This is a genomic window from Bacillus sp. JZ109 (genome assembly GCF_053903135.1).
In genome coordinates this window covers 758,861-780,439 of the sequence record NZ_CP096388.1, presented here as the reverse complement: position 1 = coordinate 780,439, position 21,579 = coordinate 758,861, and the positions used below count along the sequence as shown (strand labels likewise).

The window sequence follows — 21,579 nt, the reverse complement described above, 5'->3', positions numbered from 1 at the left end:
TCAAAGACGAGAAAAGAGCCGTTTTTTATTTTTTTCCAGGTAAAAAAACGATTTCTCAGCCGATATATAGTACATCCACACATTACGTTTTTAAAGGAGACCACTATATGCGACTGACGATTTCCCGTAAATTCAGCCTGGTATTTTTGACACTGATCCTGATCAATTTACTTGTAGACGGAATAGGCGTTCTTAATATGCAGCATATCATTCAAAAAACAGATGAAATCAACACAAAATGGATTGACGGCATCAAAGGAATCACTTCAATTAATTATGTAACCGAGCACCTGTCTTCTAAAGAAAAGGACTTTCTGATTTATACAGACAAAAGCAAAATGGATACACTTGATCAAGAAATGAATCAAATCATGGAAGACATTAACCAAAAGCTCGATAACTACGAAAAAACGATCTCCACTGATAAAGAGCAGAAACTGTTCGAGCAGCTTCAAACTGAAGTGAATACCTATATGGATATTCATGCGCAAATTATCGAAAGCGGCCGCACGAATGACATGGACAAAGCAAGAGGTTTATTGGTTCAGACTGAGGCCAGCTTTGAGGATATGAAAAAAACAATCACTCAGCTTGTTGACTTAAATCAAGAAGGCAGCAACACAGCGGTAAAAGAAACGAAGGCCGTCTATCATAAAGGGCTCATTTACACTGCTTTGCTTGTGGCAGCATCGATCCTCATCAGCATTTTCATCTGGCTTTATATCACGCGAAACATTGTAAAGCCTATCATTCGCATGAAGGAATCTGCCAATCATATTGCCGAAGGCGATCTGTCGAACGATATGGAGCCGCTCAACTCAAAAGACGAGCTGGGTGATCTGAATGAAGCGCTGCAAAAAATGGTAGGGAATCTGAGAGATATTGTCGGATATTCTAAAGACATATCAAGCCGGGTTCTTTCTTCTTCACAGGTGCTTGCAACCGCAACGAATGAAACAAGATCCGGCAGCAAACATATTACCGAGACGATGAACGAAATGGCTGAGGGCTCTGAACAGCAGGCCCAAGACGCCGTGACGATTGCCGAATCGATGAATGAGTTCACTGAAAGCATTGATAAAGCCTATAATCACGGCATCACCATCAGCGATACGTCGCAAAACGTTCTCGAACTCGCGGTAAGCGGAAACGAAAATATGGCTACGTCATTACAGCAAATGAAAACCATCCATCATATTGTTGAAGAAGCCGTGCATAAAGTGAGATCACTTGAACAGCATTCTCAGGATATCAACAAGCTCGTTCAGGTCATCAACGGGATTGCCGAGCAGACGAATTTGCTGTCCCTTAACGCCGCGATTGAAGCTGCCCGCGCAGGAGAAAGCGGCAAAGGCTTCGCCGTTGTGGCAGAGGAGGTCAGAAAGCTGGCTGACGGCGTTTCTGATTCCGTGCAGGATATTACCCGGATTGTAGGCGGGACACAGCAGGAGATCCACACTGTCATTACGTACTTGGAAAGCAGCTTTACAGAAGTCGAAAAAGGAACGGAAAACCTGACAGACACCGGACAGGCTATGCGGCATATCAAGCAATCCGTCACTCATGTTGCAGACAGCATTAAGGAAGTAACGGATGGCCTGAAGCAGTTAACAAACCAATCGATTACTATCAATCAATCGATTGAAAATATCGCTTCTGTATCCGAAGAGTCGGCCGCCGGCATTGAAGAAACATTTTCAATAACCGAGCAATCCGCCCATTCGATGGATCAAGTGCTTCAAAATGCTGAAGAGCTTGAGCAGCTGGCGAAGGAGCTTAATGAGAAGATGGGGCAGTTTACGATTTAAAAATAACCCACGTCCAGATAGGGCGTGGGTTTAATGATTTCTATATAAGGGTATTTTCACTCGCACTTCTCCGCCACCCTCTATAGTGTTTCCAAGAGTAAGTTCTCCATTATGAAGATTCACAGCATTTTTTGCGAAGGTCAACCCCATTCCATAATGACCTTTAGACTGACGGGCCTTGTCATCCATGTAAAAAAGTTCTGTTGCTTTTTTTAGCCCGATTTCCGAAAATCCATTTCCTGTGTCTTTTACAAAAAAATAAAAAGTATCAGAATCGCATTCAGCATGCACCGAGACAGTCCCATCCTCCGGTGTATAATCAACTGCATTTGTTAAAATATTCAATAACGCCCTATGTAACAGTTGCCAGTCTATTTCCGCCACTTTCTTGAGATTTTCTTTTTTAAATGAAATATTTATTTTTTTATTTCCTTTATAGGCGGATATATCTTTCTGTAGAGTTTCTGTCAGCTTATCTACAAAAGCTTTCTCCAAATGAATAGTTAAGGAATCCTCCGTTCTCGAGAGATGAATCAGCTGAGAAATATATTGTTCAATTTGATTTCCTGCTCCAAGAATATATTTTGTATATTCAGCTTGTTCTTCGTTTTGAATAGACAAGCTGAGTAATTCAGCATTTCCCTTAATAATGGTAATCGGGATCTTGATATCATGTGCTAAAGCACCAATTTGCTCTTTCTTATTTTTTTCTAATCGCCACTGAGCTTCGAGTGATGACCGAAGAGCATCTCTCATTTCAATTAAGGAATCAATTACATCATCAAATTCCTTAATATGTGTAAATTCGGGAGTAAACTGCAAATTTTGCTCTTTTATATATCGAGTAATTACGTTCAGTGTCTCAAAATGTTTTCTTAATCTATTAGCAAAGTAAGTTGTTATAATAGAAATGACTACAATGAGTAAGACTATCAAAATACAAATACTCGTTAATTCATAATTAGGAAGGTATTTTCTTAATAAAGGTGAGCTAAAATCTGCACGTAATGAATATTGCAAAATACAATACTCTTCATTTCTATCTATAACCAAATATCCTTTCTGTTTATAATTGACATACGGTTTTTTTTCAATCTTCTTTTTAACCAGTTGCAGATCTTTTTCTTTAATGGTTCCAGCTGTTTTTTGTTTTGTTTCTTTATCAAGGATGGCATATGACATTGTATCTGGAATCATATCAGCAGTGACTTTATCTGTATTTTCCAGCTTTGGCGCAAGTTTTTCTGCTTCTCGTTCATTATAATTCGCGGGATGTGAGAAACCCGTATTCATTGCGATTGTATTTATAAATAAATATAGCAGAGCCAGTACAACTAAACTTATACATAACGTGACCATATACTTTATCAGTTCTCTAAGAAGTGTTTTCTGGCCCTTAAAACCTATTCCCATTTGTACCCAACACCCCATACCGTTTTGATAGGGTCTGTATTATGCTCTTTACATTTTTTTCGAATCGTTCTGATAAATTCAGTAATTGTTGAATACAAAGCATTCCCCTCTAATCCATATATCTCCTCGTAAATTTGTTCTCTTGAAAAAGTTCTCCCTTTATGTTGAGCTAAAAATTCACAGATTTTATATTCATTTTTTGTTAGGTTAAGTTTGTGGTTATTGATAAATACTTCTTTACTATCAAAATGAAATAAAAAACCGGAGATGACTCTTTTCGATTGATGTTTATCTCTCCGTTCCCTTCTTAAGTGAGCATTAACTCTAGCACTAAGCTCTCTAACACCAAATGGCTTTGTAATATAATCATCTCCGCCGGTAATAAGACCTTTTACTATCGCTTCCTCTTCTGTTTTAGCCGTGAGGAATAAAATTGGACAATCAACCAAAGGACGTATCTGTTTACATAGCTCAAAACCATCAATATCTGGCATCATAACATCCAGCAAAATTAAATCATATCCTTGAAATACGTCAGGCGGCTGTCCTTTAACACGATCTAAAATGTCAACTTGATGCTGGTCACGGCGCAAAATATTTTGTATCAGTACAAGAATATCTTTTTCATCATCGACAGCAAGGATTTTGGCCATTTCCTGTCCCCCTCATACTATTCAAACGTTTTTCTGCCTTCCCATTTACTAAACCATATTAGACTGGCAACGATTATACATATTATACCAAAAATCATAACCAATACCCCTGAATTTATTTCATGCATTAATAAAGGATTATCCCCTTTTTCTTTAAAGTGGAGTACCCCATTTAAACCTGACAATCTAATACCCCAAGCCCAAGGGTTATATTTCCATATAGCATCTCCTAATCCAGTATTCATTAGAGCGGTCATAAGCAGGCCAGCTCCGCCTATCAGGACAGAAGCACCCATTCCAAACATACAGCTGATAAAAAAGTAAATACAATATAGGGCTACACTACCCGCAACTAGCCAGGCACCACCTGTTATAAAAATATCGTAAGACAAATCCGGCACATGTAAAATAAATTTTAATCCTATTATATAAATGAAAAGCGCTATACCAATAGAGCAAAGTTCCATGAAAAGCAGCATTAACATTTTGCTGGCATAAGCAATGACTTTTGGAGACGTACTCCCTAGTAACACTTGAAATTTCCCTGCCTGTTCTTCTAAGGATGCAGTCATTCCGCATAACACCCCTATAAGCAGCGGCAATGCAACTGCAATAGCTTCCATAAAAGACTTATACAAGTGAAATTGACTCTGATCTCTCTCATAAAAATACAGAATCAATACAGTTGAAAAAGCTATAGGAATAATTAAATGGAGCCACATAAAGGAGGTGTGTTTGCTTTTCTGGAAATCAGCTTTTAAACACCTCAAAAGTAATCTCACCTTATATCGCCCCCTGCTTTTTTGTTCTGTAATCGATTGAAGGGGCAAACGAACGGCTAGTCAAAAACGCTATTATTAAAAATAATAGAATAGAAATCAATATAGCAGGAGGGACGACCATCCAACTCAACAAAGGATCATTTTTTTCAAGCAACAGACCGTTAGGATGAATACCTATTGTGGGACACATCATTCGAATTGGCCAGCTCCAAGGAATAAACCACCAAAAGGAACGAGATGCCGGCATTATACCTAGAACAAGGGTTCCTATAAGATTTAACATTACCGCTATTGTAAGCCCCCACTTTTTTGCCACAAATAAACAAAGTGGAATTTGCCAAAGGCTTGTTACCCAAAGCAATAAACTTGCGGCAATTGTAGAAAGCGTAACAATAGCAAAATCAGCTATAACAAACCCCATTAGTAACATAAACACTAAAAATACAATTTGAGATAATAGCGAATAAATCATAATAATTACAATCTTAGAGTACCATAATCTTCCTAAATCAATAGGCAATGAATACGTACCATTATAATTAGAGGCCTTTTTTTCTTTTTGATGAGATAAAGAACAAAATAAAGCTATCATCACCGGCATAAATATAATAGACCACCAGTTAAAAGTACCGGGAACAAAAAATTGAATGTTCATCAAAAAAGAAAAACCTATATTAAGCAGCGGCACTAAGATAATCATTTTTCTAGAAAAGGTCCTTTTAAACTTCAGGTTTTCGGCCTTCATATAATTCATCATCTTTTTACACCCTCTTTTTCACGGCTTGCCTTTACAACTTCCATAAACAAATGCTCTAAATCATCAGTCTTGTTTATTTCCCCCTGGTACCCAAGATGACCGCCGATGATAATCCCAATATGATCTGCTATTTGCTCGACTTCTGAAAGTATATGACTAGATAAAATCACGGTTATTCCTTCCTGAGGAAAAGAGCGAATAAGATCTCTGAGCTCCTGAATGCCGATTGGATCTAGCCCATTCGTAGGCTCATCAAGAATTAATAATTTAGGGTGATTTAATAAAGCAATAGCAATTCCCAGCCGCTGCCTCATCCCCATCGAAAACTGCCCTGCTCTTTTCTTTCCAGCATGCTGCATATCTACTGTCTTTAGCACGCTGTTTATGCGATCCTCAGATAGGCCCAGCAACGTTGCATGTACTTTTACATTTTCAAATGCTGTTAAATTATCGTAAAGGGGTGGAGCTTCTATTAAAGATCCGATATTTTGCAAATCAGAACGTTTCCATTTATGTCCGTCGAAGAAAACCTCACCAGAAGTTTTCCGTAAAATTCCTGTTAAAATTTTAAGTGTCGTCGATTTTCCAGCTCCATTTGGTCCAAGCAGACCGTAAATGCTGTTTTTTTGAACAGTTAATGAAACATCTGAAACAGCTGTTTCTTTGCCAAACTTTTTTGTAAGACTTTTGGTTTCTAATAGGACTGTACTCATGTCACACTCTCCCTTATCCCTTTTCATTCTTAATCAAAACCGCTCGATAATACTCGCGATTAAACTCCACAATGATTTCATCTTTGGCATCAGTATCCTCGTTCGCACTGTAAACCTTCCCATAGCGTAGAGGTTTTTTCTCTCTGGTTTCATCCGGATCATTAGAGATATACGGTTCTTTCAGTTCTTCTTCAGACCATCTCTTTCCCTCACTATCTACAAAGAAGGTTTGACCTATTGCCCCTATTACTTTTCCTTTTTTGTCTTCATCAACTTTATCTTTCATCTGATAAAGTTTTTCGTTATAGACCACTTGATCGAGCTTTCCCTTATCAATCAAGCTCTCCATTGTTTCAGATGTTTCGTTGTTATCCTCAGTAAAATGCACTGTTTTTTTTGTTTCTTCAACAGTTTTATCTTTAAACTTCGTTAATGCTTGACAAGCAGATAACATAAATAAAACAATAAAACAGCCTGAAATGTTTACACATCTTTTCAAAAACACGTACATCACCTCAATCTTATGAATTTTCCCCAATAGATGTTAAAGATAAAATGAATTCTTCCTCTGCGCGGTATCTATGTGGGATGTTGATCATTCTAGAATACTTTTATCAAAATTTAATCAAAATACTTTTTCTAACTGGAAACTTAAAGCATTTGGGCTTCTGGCAACACGATAAACTTGTCTAAATAAAAAAGCGTGATCAGGTCACACTGTTTACTCCAGATAGATCTATCTCATATTGATCTATCCATTAAAATATGAATTTCTGAGGAATTTCCTTAAATTGTCTGTACATGATAAAAAGACTGACTTGGGTATGTATTAGAGTGTTGTTTAAATCGACTTATCCATCATCCCCCTTGTTACTTTTTTCCACATGAAAAACGGGTGTGAAATTTAAACTCATTCACACCCGTTACTTTTTACATCATTTTTAGGCCCTAACTCTATGAAAATAGTATGTATAACGCTCAGGAATGCAAGGAGTCAGAGCAAAGTGATTCAATGGTTTTACTTATTTAGAGATTTTGCAGTTACAAGTTATTGTTTGAAGGAAGCAAGTTTGCAATACACCAGTTACACACCCAGGTGTACAAAGTGATTCACTTTTCCATTGAGGAGTGATTTTAGAGTCTTGTTTAGAGACTTTTACTACATCCAAATCGAAATCATCGAACTTTGACATATTGGTCACCTCCTTTCAATACCTATATAGTAACAGAAGAATATCAAGATTTTATCATTTTTTCCTTTTTTTATTAAATAAGTAATGCTTTTGTCCAATCTGTTTTTGAGCCTAATTCCATGTTTAATAGCCCTAATCCTACACCTACAGCTCCATCCAATAGACCGACGTACTGCAAAGGTACTGCTTCATTCCCTTCAATTGATTCATAATTGTGGAACCCAAAGATATAATCCTTGTCATAGTAGCTCATAATTTTTTGTTTGATCTTTTGAAGCTCTTCGTTAAAAAATTCTTGTCCAGTGAGTTGATTCACTGCAAGCAAAATCTGGCTTATTCCACTATAGCCATGGCATATCGTAGGAGAAAAAATCCCCTGTATATCAGATGCTGTGCACCTTAAATTCTGTACACCTATATTTAAAAATCTAGTATTTTGAAGTGCTTTTCCCGCTTTAACAATCGCAAGACATACTCCAGGTCTCCCATAGCACCAAGCATCTCTACTAAAATTTAGAGCGTTAGGTGGAGATCCGTATTGATACTCCTCAAAGCTTATATTTCCTTTCCAAAACAAGTTGCCTTGATCTTTTTCAGAAAATCCCAGTAAGAAATCTACCATTTTTTCAATTGCACGTTCTTGACCCTTTACTTTAATTCCCTGCATGAGTGCTGAAGATAGAATGCAAATAGGACCAGGTATCCCATGTGCTAATCCCATATTAAAGTTTCCATTTGGATAAGCTTTTTTTTCGATATCTGTAAACTGATGTTCAGATGGAATATGCCATCCAGGAACTTTTTCTCCATTCATGGTAATGTCTTCAGTTAATCTAACCAGATACTTTAAAATATCAATTAACAAATCCTTCATTGCCTTATCTTCTTGAAATAGCAGAAGATAACTTGCAATTCCACTGACACCTTCTATTACATCGTAGTCACTCATATACACTTCCCGCTGAGAAAATTCAGTTAACAATTGAGGTACTACTTCAGCCAAATATTCGTTAATACGGGAAATGAAACCTTTGTAATAGGTGAAATGTTGCGATAAACAGACAGCTGCAAGTCCAATGCCAGCTGCTCCGGAAAACATAGATGGAGTATGCAGCCCTTTTTCTTTTATTTCATTTACTAAAATCGATAAATATTTGTGTCCTAAATCGTCCCATCCTTCCTCAGGAAAATGAGCGTGCAATTCGCCATACAGCATACATATGCCTGGTATACCATGACTCAATGCGGTCGGCTTCCAAGGTATAAGAGGAACTTCACCAATACTGAGGAAGTTATCTTTTTTATTCACTATTTCAAGTACTTTATCGTAATTAGAAACTTGTCGAGCGATTTCCTTCACCAGTTCAACTTCTATCCCTGATACAGCGCCTCTTCCCATTTAGTACCGTCCTCCTCTAGCGGATTCATATAGTTCTCGGATTCATCCATCTTTTTATACAGTGGACATGTTTTTAATAACTCTTCATGTGTTCCTATTCCTACTATTTCCCCTTTATCCATAACAATGATCCGATCTGCAAGTTTAGCAGCAACCAATCGATGGGAAATAAATATTCCTATTTTATCTTTTGACAAACTGAAAAAAGTATCGAAGGTTTCTTTTTCTGCAATTGGATCCAGCGCAGAACTTGGCTCATCCAAAATATACAAAGAAGCTTCCCTAAAATAAGCCCTAGCCAAAGCAATCTTTTGCCATTGTCCGCCGGATAATTGCCTTCCTTCATCAAACCATAATCCAAGCTGTGTATCGAATTGATAGGATGAATGACCTTTTAAAAAATCAGCTTTTACAATATCGAGGACCTCATGCATTTTATTTGTCTGATGTAGTTTATCAATTTGTCCAAATCCTATATTTTCCTTTAAGGTCATTTCATATTTCATGAAGTCTTGAAAGAGTGCCGCAATTTGTTCCATATAACTGTCCATATCCAATTCTTTAATATTTACTCCATTAACCAAAATGTCACCTTGCTGAACTTCATATAATCCGGTAAGGAGCTTAATGAATGTACTTTTCCCTGACCCGTTTGGCCCAACAATGGCTATTCGTTCTCCTTTATTCAATGAAACATTAATATGATTCAGTGTCTGTTCTCCTTGATTAGGATAGATAAAGCTGACATTCTGAAAGATAACAGAATGAATAGGCTCAACAATTTGCTTCTTATGACCTTGATTTTTCTCTTCTCTTAATTCCAGAAATTCATACAATTGATTCATATAGAGATTGCTGTTATAGATGGAATAAATGCTAGTCATGATAGACTGTGAGTGACTTTGCACCAGCGAAACAGATCTGATATAACTCATCACATTACCGACCATTATTTTTCCCGCAAAAGCAGACATAATAGCAATAAATATAATGACAGCTCCAACTAATTGCACTGCAATCTCATATATTAGGTTCAAATAAGTTTTCTTTCTCAATATTTTTGTATCTTGATCAATAAAGGATTTTTTAATATCCCAGTATTTGTTTAATAAATAATCTTTAAGGTTATACAATTTTAATTCTTTAAAAGAAAAATCGTGTGTGAGTATATAACTGATATACCACGATTTCCTTTCCTGTCCTGCTCGTTTCCAATGTATAAAAAATTCTTGCTGTCCAATCTTCAAAAAATAGAATAGAGAAATCACTGGAATAACCAACAAGAGCAGCGAAACTTTAGGGTTCCATGACATCAAAAATGCAATTGATGAGAGCAGAGTCACAAATGATGTGGTCATTGTAATGATGGCTTGAATGATTTGGTAAGGTTTATAGCTGATTTCCTTAGTTACCCTTTCTAATTTGTCATATATTTCAGGATTTTCGAAATCCTTCAATGCTAGATTACTGCTCTTTTTCATGACTTTATAGTTTAGTTTATAACCAATATTTAATTGGAATTTGCCATTATAATATTCAGAAACCTGAGAGATCAGTTCCGAACAAAATGATACGCCAAGATATGTTAAGAAAATGGAGATAACAACTGAAACATCTTTGCGTATAGTCACAAGGGAATTAATCAATTCTTGTGAAATATAGAGTGAAACAATTGGCAGAATACCGGTAATAATACTGAATAAAATTAACTTTAAAAACAGTGATCTTTCTAAGGTGAAAATTAATTTGATAGTCTTAGGCATTTGTTTCATGATAAACAGCAGCTCTTTTAGCTTTAGTTGTTCCTTTACTTCCATGCTAAACTACCATTCTTCTTTTGATATCTCTGCGCATATAAAGAGTGCCTGCAAAGTGTAAGTATTTTATTTTCCATTTCTCTATCAGTTCCGAATAAACGATTGCAATGTAGGTGAATTACACTACCTATGCGTGAATATACTGCTTCTTTGTTATCAAATGCCTTGTTTATTAAGCATGCATAATTAGCTGCAGCTATTTTTCTAGTTTTCAATATTTCATATAATATTCTGCCATCACTTGTTTTTCTGAGATTATCCCAATCTCTATCAGAGTTGCATATTTCAATATACATTTCTCTATCCTTCTTAAATTCAGTACGATACTCATTCTGCAGGCAATTTTTTTCTAAAAACGCTAACTGCTCTTCGAACGTAAGCTCGAACTGTTCTAAAAAAAGTATGACAGAAACCATACCTGCGATTTCCTTGCTTATCGCAATATCCTTCATGCGATGCATTCTGATCATCGTTTCAACAACCTTGCTATCTTCACAGAAAACCTGTTCTGCAGCATCCATTAGGTCTAGCCCGCCATATCGTTCTATTTCCCGCTCATATTGGGTGATAACAAACTCAGTAACCAGTCCTTTTTCTCTTAAGCTTTTCAGCCAATTCAATAATTGTGGAAATAAACTGTACAGCACCTCTGCTTTTCCATTCAATCTAAGTCTTATATGAGGCTTCGGATCTCGATACCTCATAAAGAAATGTCTGACTGGATATTGATCAGAAATCTGGTTATAAATATCCGCTATTTCAAAAGCAATTAGCTCTTCTTCTCTAGTTTGTTTACAATAAAGTTTAATAAACAGCCAATCTTCAAATGGCATTTTAATTCTTTCGGATCCATTTTCCTCTACTGAGTTAAGGACCGGTAATTTCAATGGTTTTTCTGGTTTTTTCCTGATCAGCGGAACAACGATTTCCCCCGAATAGACATTTTGGTTTCTATCCTTTAAAGCATTTGCATCAAGCTCAGCAGCCACAAGTTGTAACGGATGGTTATGATTCGTTTTTTTAAGTTCCCAGAAAAAAACATCTAAAGTACGATCATCTTCTATATCAATTAATAATCGATTGTCTGCGTTAACGATATAAAATCTTTGCGGAAGATCATAAGTACGATGAAATTCAAAAAATGCAGATTTCACCTCGTCTATCGATGAATTCGAATGAATGCTTAAATCACTTTTGTGTATCAGCCATTGTTCACATGATAAGATTATTTCTTTATATTTGATTTCAGGAATATACTTAAAATCACTATAGATGCCCATCCACGGGAAATCATTCCACTTCCTTTTGCCATCTCTTGAAATTTCCAATAAAAATCGTAAGACATTTGGCATTAATAAAGGATTAAACATATGATTTGATTCAAAAGACAGAATTTCGCCAGTACATTTATGTTTGGCATAAAAGATATGTTTTTTATCGATTCCAATTAGAACATCTTCAGCTTTAACAGAATCATTGTGATGCAAGACACTGTTTGTAAAAAGGTTCATTTCTTTTTCCCGATAACTTACATTTCTTGTTACATTTCCAGACCTGACCTGATTAGGCACAATACTCAGCTCACAAATTTTCTTATTTTTGCCCGTTAACTCTTTTTCCTTATTATGTATTTTTTTTACAACGGCATTGATTGAATCAGATAAGTGAGTAAACCTTCCAAATGTTTTCCCTGCGCGTGTAGATCCGACATTTGGCCCTAAATAAAGCATGACTGTGCCATTGCGCAATTTAACAAAGAAATTGAGTTCAAATGATACTGGAATTTCTTCATCTGCAATTTCATAATTGCAGATTCTATGGAATGTTTCGTCATGTAATTGAATGGGAGCTTTCTTTCTAACTGATTCAAAGTATTTTTTCATAAAAAATTGTTTCATTTCAGGTGAAAATTGATCCTCAAATGATATTTCTTCGAAGAATTCATTAACAGGATTCGTGTAAGTAGCAGGGGCACCAATGCCAGCGTTGGAACAAAGCATTTCTAAAAGAGGAACTTCTCTTTCATACCCATAACGCTCCAAAAACACATTTTTGTACTTTTCTAAGTGGTCTAGTCTTTCTGCGGAGGGAGCAGCCATATAAGTAAACATACTAGCCAATTCACTTATCGCAAGAGATGTTTCATTATCTAGTTGAATGGAGGAGTCACCTAAACCCGTATCCACCTGCAGAGGAGATGAAGTCTTTATGAGTTCGTTCATTGTTTCAATCAGATTTAAATACTGGTCCTCTCCCTCTCCGATAGTGATCCGGTTATATTCATCTATTTGATATTGTATTTTCCTGCAAGCCTGAAGAAGCTCATTTGGAATTCGGCTGCTTTCCGCTTGAGCAATTAAATACTGAAATTGATCTGAAACAGTCATTGGTGGCCGTAAATTTGATATCAGGAACTCTTTGTCAATAAGATCTGCTACGTACTGATTAATTTTGCTTATTGGAGTATTTTCATAGTTCTCTGTCAAACTACGAATAATATCATGATAAGCAACACATTCACCACAAAGTTCATTGATTAGATGGAAAACCGATGTTGCACGAACACTAACCTCTTCAGATTTTCCATCTGTGCTATACAACAAGTAAGCACGATCACCTTTGATGTAACAAGCGGGATTTAATGTAAAAGAAAGCCGGTCGATGTATTCGTTTTCTAGTTTTCTCGTCAATTGATAGAGCCACTCAAAATCAACACGTGCTTTTTTGTAAAATGAATGCTGATTAAAAGATAATTGATTTTTATCGGAGAATGCCCCTATACCCACTGAAGAAAAAAGGCCAAAAGGCGTTGTTCTAGTTGCTCTTCTTGTTGCATACTTCAAAATAGCTTGCTGGAAGTTCCGCTTTTTTTTTCCTTTTAATTTATCAGGCGTTTGAAGGAAAATATTCATTGTGTCATATAGTGTCCTGCTAGATACCAGTATTTGTTCACGAAATAATGAATCATTACAAAGGTCATGCAATAACTGATCTGTATCCTGAGAGTTCTCATTTTTCAAGGCCTGATGTACCAAAGGAACCCGAATCATATAATAATCTGTAGGTGTATATAAGGATTTCATCTTAGTCTTTAACCTCCCATATTTATCCACTTCAATAACAACAAGAATTCAACATCCCTTCGTAAAATCCTCCATTTTATTCATTCCATTCTAAAATTTTCATAATATTCTATTTAAACTATACATTTGAAAAATCAAAAAAAAATCAAGATTCACCCAATAAATCCCATAAAAAAAGGACTCTTTTCCCTTTTAGAAAAGAATCCTTTTTGCTTAACTCAATACACGAATTAACTTTCTTCTATTTTTTTGTTTAACAGGGTTCAACAATCTTTCAATCCAGGCCATGAGCAAATCCGCCCCTACCGCCATCACCGCAGTTGGTATCGCTCCGGCTAGAATAATCGCAGTTCCGTTTGTTGCGTTTGAGCCGCGGACAATCATGTCCCCAAGGCCTCCGGCACCGACAAATGTGCCGATCGCAGTAATTCCAATGGCAATGACGAGAGCTGTGCGAAGGCCCGCCATAATGACAGAAAGTGCGAGCGGGAGCTCAACCATTCTGAGCACTTGGAATTTCGTCATGCCCATTGCTTTTCCCGATTCTAAGTAGGCATGCTCAATACTGATAATGCCTGTGTACGTGTTTCGAATAATCGGCAGCAGGAAATACAGAAATAATGATAGAATCACGGTATTTGCGCCGAGCCCCATAACAAGCATTAAGACGGCCAGCATAGCGAGCGCCGGGATTGTTTGAATAACGTTTGTTACTGCAAACACCCAGGCTGACAAACGGCGAAAATGCGCGATGAGGATTCCGGCCGGAACCCCGACGACAGCGGCAAATAAAACGCCGTAAGCCGACATGAGAAAGTGGCGGCCGAATTCATCCATGACGTAACTGCCATTCTGCGCGTAATACGTCATTAACTGTTCAAGCACGTTCATTGACCTCTTCCCCCTTTCACGATTCGAAGTAGTGATGTTTTTCTAAATATTCCTTGGCAACGACAGACGGTTCTTTGAGATTGCCGTCGACTTCATAGTTAAGCTCCTGCATCGTGGCTGTGTCGATTTTTCCGAGCATTTTCTTGATGATGCCTTCAAGCTCAGGATGTTCTTTGAGCACCTTTTCCGGAACAACCGGAGAACAGTCGTACGGCGGGAAAAATTGTTTATCATCCTTTAGCATTTTGAGACCATAGGACTTGATTCTTCCATCGGTTGAATACGCAAGCACAATGTCCATTTTTCCGCTTTTCACCGCGTCGTACACAAGGCCGATCTGCATCGGATACGTGCCGCCGAATGTCATGCCGTAGGTTTTCGTAAAATCCTGATAGCCGTTTCCTTTGAGCTTCATCCAATAGTTATCAACGCCCAGCTTTAATTGCGACGCCCATTTTTTAACGTCTGATACGGTCTCTAAATGGTATTGGTCGGCCAACTCCTTGCTGACTGTAAAGGCATATGTATTATCAAACCCGTAGGAGTCATACCACTTTAAATCATATCTTTTTTTAAACTCCCGCTGAGTAAGCGCCAGCGCTTTGTCCGGATCTTTTTCAGGTTCCATTCTCAGCGTGCCTGTCAGCGCGTCTCCCGTATATCTTGTGGCCGCAATGTCGATTTCCCCGTTCATTAAAGCCTGCTGCTGCACCGCGTTGGAGCCAAGGTTTTTAATCGTTGTTGTTTTGAGATCAGTATGGTGTTCGATCAACTGGCCAAGCATGCTGGCGATGATTTCTGATTCGCTCATGCTTTGCGCGCCGATTTTAATGGTCTGGTCTGCAGCAGCGCTGAGACCAGGAAGCGAACAGCCGCTCAGTGTCAGCGTTGCCGCAAGTGCTAAACCTATCATTAATTTGAGATATTTTCTTTTCATGAGCCGCCTCCTTATGACAATTCCTTCAATCTCTGCATGCCGGCAGGTGTCAGTTTTCGTTCAGCAACTGCCAGCACATAATCAATCACAATTGCCAATATCGTGACAGGTACCGCGCCCCCGATGATATATTCCGGCTGATACAAATTCAGTCCGATAAAAATGTAATCACCCAATCCGCCGCCTCCGATAAAGGAAGCAAGCGTGGCCCAGCCGATTAAGTAAATCGTCGATGTTCTGATTCCCGCCATGATCACTGGCGCGGCAAGCGGCAGCTCCACCAAGCGGACTTGTTCAGCCGGCGTCATTCCGATTCCTTTACCAGACTCGAGCAGATTTTTGTTGACGCCGCGAATGCCGGTATACGTGTTGCGAAGAATCGGCAATACGGAATAGAAAAACAAAGCCACAATGGCCGGAACCTTCCCTACACCAAGGAGCGGAATAAAAAAAGCGAGGATGGCCAGACTCGGCAGCGTCTGAATGATATTGACAATGCCGATAATGGTGCCGGCTCCTTTTTTCATTCTGGTAAGCACAACCCCGAGGGGGACGGCAACCAGCACGCCTAAGATCACAGCAATGAGCGATATCGTAATATGCTCGTATGTTTTATAAAGAAGCTCGCCCCCATTGGTTTGCAAAAATTGAACAATATGATGCATGACTTATCGCCCCTCCCTATGACAATGCTGCGAGCTGCTTTTCTTCTCCCCAGAGGGAGTCATACACGATGTCGACCAGACTTGCCCTCGTCACAATTCCGATCAGGCGTCGGTCTTCATCCACAACGGGAACATATTTGACACCCCGTTTTAAAATTTTGCGGACCGTGTCGCGCAGCAGTGTGCCGCCCAGTACTGTATATATATCTTCATGTAAAACTTCACTGACAAGATTGGCCTTTTTCCGGCATTGATCAATGATTTCAACATCGACATAGCCTTGCAGAACGCGCTCGTCATCGACGACCAGCAATGAATCGACCCGTTCCTGCCTCATCAGCTGAATGGCCTCAGAAAGCGTTTTATCCGCGGTGATCGTTACAGGCTGTGTGTTCATAATCTGGTCAACCCGTTCAACATCCGGGCTGGATGACTGAATCAGCCGCTCCTTGCCGATAAATTCCTCAACAAATTCGTCTGCCGGATTTCTTAAAATGTCATCGGGCGTTCCAACTTGAACGATTTCTCCCGCTTTTAAAATCACAATCCGGTCTGCCAGCTTAATCGCTTCATCCATATCGTGGGTAACAAATACGATGGTTTTATGTAAGGTTTTTTGCAGTTTTTTAAATTCTTCCTGGAGGGAATCCCTCGTAATCGGGTCGAGTGCCCCAAACGGTTCATCCATTAAGATAAGCGGCGGCTCCGCGGCAAGTGCCCGTAATACACCAATTCGCTGCTGCTGTCCCCCGCTTAATTCATGAGGGTAACGGTCTACATATTCTGGCCCCATATCGACCAATTTTAAAAGCTCACGCGCCCGCTCTTTCCGCTGCTGCTCCGGCCATTTCAGCAGTTTTGGGACGAGTGAGATATTCTGCTGAATGGTCATATGGGGAAACAGGCCGATCTGCTGAATCACATAGCCAATTTTGCGCCTGAGCTCTACAGGATCCTGGTCCATGATGTTTTCGCCGTCAATGAAAATCTTTCCGGCGGAAGGCTCAATTAATCGGTTAATCATTTTCATTGTTGTCGTTTTTCCGCAGCCGCTCGGCCCGATAAAGCAGATAAATTCGCCTTTTGCAATCTTAAGATTTACGTTGTTCACGGCTTTTTTGCCGCCCTTGTATGTTTTCGAGACATTTTCTAATGTCAGCAAACATCGCACCTCCAAAATTAAGTTTATTCAATTTGTTCAGTTTGAATTTAATTTTTCAGACAATTGAATGCTTTCCATTATAGAATAAAGTTTATAAAATAAAAAGTTTACAATTTGTTCATATTATTTATAAAGTATGTGTAAACGCTGATTTACCCGCATTGACGTGTATTGATCTCCTTATTGCTCCAATTTCCTGCCAAATTCTCTTTTGACAGCATTTTCGCCGTATCAAAAATGTGGTATATTGACATCGGAATTGTTAGCTGAAAGGATGAAACCGTTGGAGAAAGATCCGTTAACGATCATTGAACAAGCCGAGGACCATTTTATAGAAAGAATCGCGGAAAACATGCATGCATTTGGAATGCCCTCTACCGTCGGACGAGTGCTGGGCATTATTTATATGAATCGAAAACCGATGACGCTTACGGAATTATCTGAGGCCACCGGCATGAGCAAAACACGCATGAGCCAGGTAGTGCGGGAAATGCTTGATGCCAACATTGCCGAGAAGGTGTTCGAAAAAGGCGTGCGAAAAGATTTATATGAGGTTGAGCAGGACTACTATCAAACATTTATCACGCTGTTTTCAGCCACCTGGAGCAAAGTCGTCAGCAAAAACAAAATGATGCATAAAAAACTCAATCGGGAGCTGCTTAGCGTGTTGGATGAAGAGCTTACTCCTGAAGCGGAAGAAAAAGTGAATGAACTGCTGAAAGAATTAAAGGAATGGCTTGATTATTATAATTGGCTCAGCCGTTTGATTGAGTTTTTTGAGAGCGAAGAAATTTTTAAATATGTGCCGAAGCCGTAAAAAACGCCCTGTCATTACAAGGCGTTTTTTCTTATGCGGCACCTGCCAAGTTTTTCTTCTTTCTCTTTTTAATCGGGCTTAATGCTCGTTCAAGCCAGCCCATCACCAAATCGGCAATCACCGCCATCAGAGCTGTGGGGATCGCTCCCGCTAATATAATCGCGGTTCCGTTTGTGGCGTTTGATCCTCTGACGATGATGTCCCCGAGACCGCCAGCACCGACAAATGTCCCGATGGCCGTAATGCCGATGGCAATGACAAGTGCGGTGCGCAGGCCGGCCATTATGACAGAAAGCGCAAGCGGAAGCTCGACCATCCGCAGCACTTGAAATTTTGTCATCCCCATTGCTTTTCCGGATTCAAGATAGGCGTGCTCAATACTGATAATTCCAGTATACGTATTTCTGATAATCGGCAGAAGAGAATACAGAAATAATGACAATATCACCGTATTAGCGCCCAGCCCCATGACAAGCATCAGCACGGCGAGCATGGCGAGAGCCGGGATGGTCTGAATGACGTTCGTGACCGCAAAAACCCATCCGCTTAATCTTCTGTATCTGGCTATCAGGATGCCAAGCGGAATTCCAACAATGGCGGCAAATAAAACGCCGTACACCGACATCAGAAAATGGCGGTAAAATTCCTGCATCACGTAACCGCCGTTTTGCGAATAGTATGTGCCAAGCTGCTGTAGTACTTCCATATGATCCACCTCTTTTCTTAGTCAAAATAATGATGTTTCTCTAAAAATTCCTTTGCTACGACAGACGGCTCCTTCAGCTTGCCATCCACCTCATAATTAAGTTCCTGCATCGTTTCCGTGTCGATTTGCCCAATCAGCTTATTGATCACACCCTCAAGTTCCGGATGCGCCTTAAGCACCTTTTCCGGAATCACCGGTGAACAGTCATACGGCGGGAAGAAACGCTTATCATCTTTTAAGATTTTCAGATTATATGCTTTAATCCGTCCATCCGTTGAATAAGCCAAAACGGCGTCCATTTTCCCATTTTTGACTGCGTCATAGACAAGCCCGATCTGCATCGGATAAGTGGTGCCGAACTCAAAGCCATATGTGCTGACAAAGCCTTTATACCCGTCGCCTTTTCGTTTCAGCCAAGCATTGTCGACGCCTAATTTATATTGGGAGGCATTTTTTTTCAGGTCGGACACGGTGTTAATATGCTCCTTTTCCGCAAACTTTTTTGTTACGGTGAAGGCATATGTGTTATCAAAGCCGTAGGAATCAAACCATTTATAGGAAAAGCGTTTTTGAAACTCGTTCTGCACAATGTTCAGCGCTTTTTTCGGATCTTTCTCCGCTTCCTTGCCGAGGGTGCTTGTTAAATCTGTTCCGGAATAGCGCGTGGCTGAAATATCAATGTCACCGCCCAGCATCGCTTGGTGCTGAACATAGTTTGAGCCGAGGTTTTTCACTAAAGCAGTATTCAAATCTGTATCATGTTCAATAAGCTGCGCGATCATATTCGCTAAAATTTCTGATTCTGTCATGCTCTGCGCCCCGATTTTGATCGTATCGTCAGAAGCGCCGCCTAGACCCGGCAGAGAGCAGCCGCCTAGCAGCATGACAAAGACGAGAGCAAACGCGCCAAGCCATTTGATTTTTGTCATTTTCAACAGAGCCAACTCCTTACGAAACTTCCTTCATCCCTTGCAAGCCTTTCGGCGTCACTTTTCGTTCTGTCACGGCCAGCACATAATCAATGATAATTGCCAGAATTGTGACAGGCACGGCACCGCCAATGATATATTCAGGCTGGTATAGGTTCAGGCCGATAAAAATATAGTCCCCGAGGCCGCCTCCCCCGATAAACGACGCAAGTGTCGCCCAGCCAATTAGGTAGATCGTTGATGTGCGGATCCCCGCCATGATGATGGGAATCGCCAGCGGGATTTCAACGAGCCGAATCTGCTCCCAGCCGGTCATGCCAATTCCTTTCCCCGATTCCAGGAGGTTTTTATTTACACCTTTAATGCCGGTATACGTATTGCGCAGGATCGGCAGCACCGAATAGAAAAATAAAGCGACAATCGCAGGCACTTTTCCTACGCCGAGAAGCGGAATAAAAAAGGCTAAAATCGCCAGACTCGGCAGGGTTTGCACAATGTTTACGAAACCGATAACCGCACCTGCGCCTTTTTTCATTCTGGTAAGAGCAACGCCGAGCGGTACTGCAACGATAATGCCCAATACAACGGCTATGAGTGAAATATATAAATGCTCTCCTGTTTTATACAGCAGCTCTCCGCCGTTCGTTTGCAAAAAAGTCATCATTTGATTCATCTTAAAAGAGCTCCTCCCCTGATCAGATCGTCATGAGCTGGTTTTCCTCGTCGCCCCAAATGGAATCGTATACGATATCAACGAGGCTCGCTCTTGTCACAATCCCTGCTAAATGGTTCTGTTCATCGACCACCGGAACATACTTGATCCCCTGCTTCAAAATTTTTCGGACTGTATCGCGAAGAAGCGCCCCTTTTTGAACGGTATATATATCTGAACGGTATACATCGCCAACGATGCTCGCTTTTTTGCGGTTTTGATCAATCATTTCCACATCAACATAGCCCTTCAGCACGTTTTGCCGGTCCACAACGAGCAGCGAGTCAACACGTTTTTCTCTCATCAGCTGAATCGCCTGAGAAAGCGTTTTGTCCGCAGATACCGTCACCGGCGTTCTGTTCATCATTTGCTCTACCCGCTCGATATCCGGTCTTGACTGAATCAGGCGCTCTTTCCCGATAAATTCTTCAACAAACTCATTTGCCGGGTTTCGAAGAATCTCATCAGGTGTGCCGACTTGAACGATTTCTCCCGCTTTTAATATCACAATCCTGTCAGCAAGCTTAATCGCTTCATCCATATCGTGGGTTACAAACACAATCGTTTTGTTTAAGGTTCTCTGCAGTTTTTTGAATTCTTCCTGAAGGGAATCACGCGTAATCGGATCAAGCGCTCCGAACGGTTCATCCATTAAAATGAGAGGGGGTTCCGCTGCCAGGGCGCGCAGCACGCCGATTCTCTGCTGCTGTCCGCCGCTGAGCTCATGCGGATAACGGTCTAAATACTCTGGGCCCATATCCACAAGCTTTAACAGCTCGCGCGCCCGTTCTTTCCGTTTTTCCTCAGGCCATTTCAGCAGCTTTGGTACGAGTGAGATGTTCTGCTGGATGGTCATATGGGGGAACAAACCAATCTGCTGAATCACATAGCCGATTTTCCTTCTCAGCTCAACCGGGTCCTGTTCCATAATATTTTCTCCGTCGATAAAGATCCTTCCAGACGATGGTTCTATCAGTCTGTTGATCATCTTCATCGTTGTCGTTTTTCCGCAGCCGCTCGGGCCGATAAAACAGATAAATTCACCTTTGGCAATATCTAAATCAATGCTGTTCACAGCTTTTTTGCCGCCTTTATATACTTTTGACACTTGTTCCAATTTCAGCAATCCGTGCACCTCCGCA

General features: G+C 39.9%; 20 protein-coding genes. 2 read left to right on the top strand and 18 right to left on the bottom strand.

The window, feature by feature from the left end; translation table 11 throughout:
* Window positions 1-107: 107 nt before the first annotated feature.
* Window positions 108-1,808, top strand: coding sequence for a methyl-accepting chemotaxis protein (locus M1D94_RS03935; RefSeq protein ID WP_456270430.1), 1,701 nt, complete (start codon window positions 108-110; stop codon window positions 1,806-1,808).
* A 30-nt stretch (window positions 1,809-1,838) separates the two neighbouring features.
* On the opposite strand, the gene M1D94_RS03930 is transcribed toward M1D94_RS03935, so the two are convergent.
* The 14 genes from M1D94_RS03930 to opuBA form a co-directional block, all read right to left on the bottom strand.
* Window positions 1,839-3,221 (bottom strand): HAMP domain-containing histidine kinase, encoded by a 1,383-nt coding sequence (locus tag M1D94_RS03930; RefSeq protein WP_160244617.1) that lies wholly within the window; start codon window positions 3,219-3,221, stop codon window positions 1,839-1,841.
* Complete coding sequence (locus M1D94_RS03925; RefSeq protein ID WP_032726858.1) at window positions 3,212-3,874, bottom strand: response regulator transcription factor; 663 nt, start codon at window positions 3,872-3,874, stop codon at window positions 3,212-3,214. Before M1D94_RS03925 ends, M1D94_RS03930 begins: the two co-directional genes overlap by 10 nt.
* A 17-nt stretch (window positions 3,875-3,891) precedes the next feature.
* Window positions 3,892-4,656, bottom strand: coding sequence for a lantibiotic immunity ABC transporter MutG family permease subunit (locus M1D94_RS03920; protein WP_038829371.1), 765 nt, complete (start codon window positions 4,654-4,656; stop codon window positions 3,892-3,894).
* Window position 4,657: 1 nt separating this feature from the next.
* Window positions 4,658-5,413, bottom strand: coding sequence for a lantibiotic immunity ABC transporter MutE/EpiE family permease subunit (locus M1D94_RS03915; protein ID WP_032726860.1), 756 nt, complete (start codon window positions 5,411-5,413; stop codon window positions 4,658-4,660).
* Window positions 5,410-6,126 carry a lantibiotic protection ABC transporter ATP-binding protein gene (locus M1D94_RS03910; protein ID WP_038829373.1) on the bottom strand — a complete coding sequence of 239 codons (717 nt, stop codon included), beginning with the start codon at window positions 6,124-6,126 and terminating at the stop codon, window positions 5,410-5,412. Before M1D94_RS03910 ends, M1D94_RS03915 begins: the two co-directional genes overlap by 4 nt.
* Window positions 6,127-6,139: 13 nt before the next feature.
* Window positions 6,140-6,631 (bottom strand): NisI/SpaI family lantibiotic immunity lipoprotein, encoded by a 492-nt coding sequence (locus M1D94_RS03905; protein ID WP_032727099.1) that lies wholly within the window; start codon window positions 6,629-6,631, stop codon window positions 6,140-6,142.
* 517 nt (window positions 6,632-7,148) lie between these two features.
* Window positions 7,149-7,319: a gallidermin/nisin family lantibiotic gene (locus M1D94_RS03900; RefSeq protein WP_032726862.1), complete on the bottom strand. Its 171-nt coding sequence runs from the start codon at window positions 7,317-7,319 to the stop codon at window positions 7,149-7,151.
* Window positions 7,320-7,392: 73 nt separating this feature from the next.
* Window positions 7,393-8,718, bottom strand: a complete 1,326-nt coding sequence (locus M1D94_RS03895; protein WP_051129459.1) for a lanthionine synthetase C family protein — start codon at window positions 8,716-8,718, stop codon at window positions 7,393-7,395.
* The gene (locus M1D94_RS03890; protein ID WP_041850530.1) at window positions 8,691-10,535 is read right to left on the bottom strand and encodes an ABC transporter ATP-binding protein; all 1,845 of its coding nucleotides are present in this window, start codon (window positions 10,533-10,535) and stop codon (window positions 8,691-8,693) included. Before M1D94_RS03890 ends, M1D94_RS03895 begins: the two co-directional genes overlap by 28 nt.
* Window positions 10,526-13,618: a lantibiotic dehydratase gene (locus tag M1D94_RS03885; RefSeq protein WP_456270429.1), complete on the bottom strand. Its 3,093-nt coding sequence runs from the start codon at window positions 13,616-13,618 to the stop codon at window positions 10,526-10,528. The genes M1D94_RS03890 and M1D94_RS03885 overlap by 10 nt, the downstream gene beginning before the upstream one ends.
* 213 nt (window positions 13,619-13,831) lie before the next feature.
* On the bottom strand, window positions 13,832-14,509 hold the full coding sequence (opuBD, locus tag M1D94_RS03880; RefSeq protein ID WP_456270428.1) for a choline ABC transporter permease OpuBD: 678 nt from the start codon (window positions 14,507-14,509) through the stop codon (window positions 13,832-13,834).
* A gap of 16 nt (window positions 14,510-14,525) precedes the next feature.
* Complete coding sequence (gene opuBC / locus M1D94_RS03875; RefSeq protein ID WP_103804443.1) at window positions 14,526-15,446, bottom strand: choline ABC transporter substrate-binding lipoprotein OpuBC; 921 nt, start codon at window positions 15,444-15,446, stop codon at window positions 14,526-14,528.
* A gap of 11 nt (window positions 15,447-15,457) precedes the next feature.
* Window positions 15,458-16,111, bottom strand: coding sequence for a choline ABC transporter permease OpuBB (gene opuBB, locus M1D94_RS03870; RefSeq protein ID WP_003228370.1), 654 nt, complete (start codon window positions 16,109-16,111; stop codon window positions 15,458-15,460).
* Window positions 16,112-16,127: 16 nt separating this feature from the next.
* A complete protein-coding gene (opuBA, locus tag M1D94_RS03865; RefSeq protein ID WP_003228368.1) occupies window positions 16,128-17,273 on the bottom strand; it encodes a choline ABC transporter ATP-binding protein OpuBA in 1,146 nt (381 codons plus the stop codon).
* 283 nt (window positions 17,274-17,556) lie between these two features.
* Between opuBA and M1D94_RS03860 the strand changes: the two genes are divergently transcribed.
* On the top strand, window positions 17,557-18,090 hold the full coding sequence (locus M1D94_RS03860; protein ID WP_014478002.1) for a GbsR/MarR family transcriptional regulator: 534 nt from the start codon (window positions 17,557-17,559) through the stop codon (window positions 18,088-18,090).
* Between the two features lie 31 nt (window positions 18,091-18,121).
* On the opposite strand, the gene opuCD is transcribed toward M1D94_RS03860, so the two are convergent.
* From opuCD to opuCA, 4 genes are read right to left on the bottom strand one after another with little or no spacing between them, the layout of a single operon-like run.
* A complete protein-coding gene (gene opuCD / locus M1D94_RS03855; RefSeq protein WP_015714713.1) occupies window positions 18,122-18,796 on the bottom strand; it encodes a glycine betaine/carnitine/choline/choline sulfate ABC transporter permease OpuCD in 675 nt (224 codons plus the stop codon).
* A gap of 17 nt (window positions 18,797-18,813) precedes the next feature.
* Window positions 18,814-19,725 carry an osmoprotectant ABC transporter substrate-binding lipoprotein OpuCC gene (opuCC, locus tag M1D94_RS03850; protein ID WP_080351427.1) on the bottom strand — a complete coding sequence of 304 codons (912 nt, stop codon included), beginning with the start codon at window positions 19,723-19,725 and terminating at the stop codon, window positions 18,814-18,816.
* A gap of 19 nt (window positions 19,726-19,744) precedes the next feature.
* Complete coding sequence (gene opuCB / locus M1D94_RS03845; protein WP_003228349.1) at window positions 19,745-20,398, bottom strand: glycine betaine/carnitine/choline/choline sulfate ABC transporter permease OpuCB; 654 nt, start codon at window positions 20,396-20,398, stop codon at window positions 19,745-19,747.
* 22 nt (window positions 20,399-20,420) lie between these two features.
* Window positions 20,421-21,563: an osmoprotectant ABC transporter ATP-binding protein OpuCA gene (gene opuCA, locus M1D94_RS03840; RefSeq protein WP_003243370.1), complete on the bottom strand. Its 1,143-nt coding sequence runs from the start codon at window positions 21,561-21,563 to the stop codon at window positions 20,421-20,423.
* Between the last annotated feature and the right edge of the window lie 16 nt (window positions 21,564-21,579).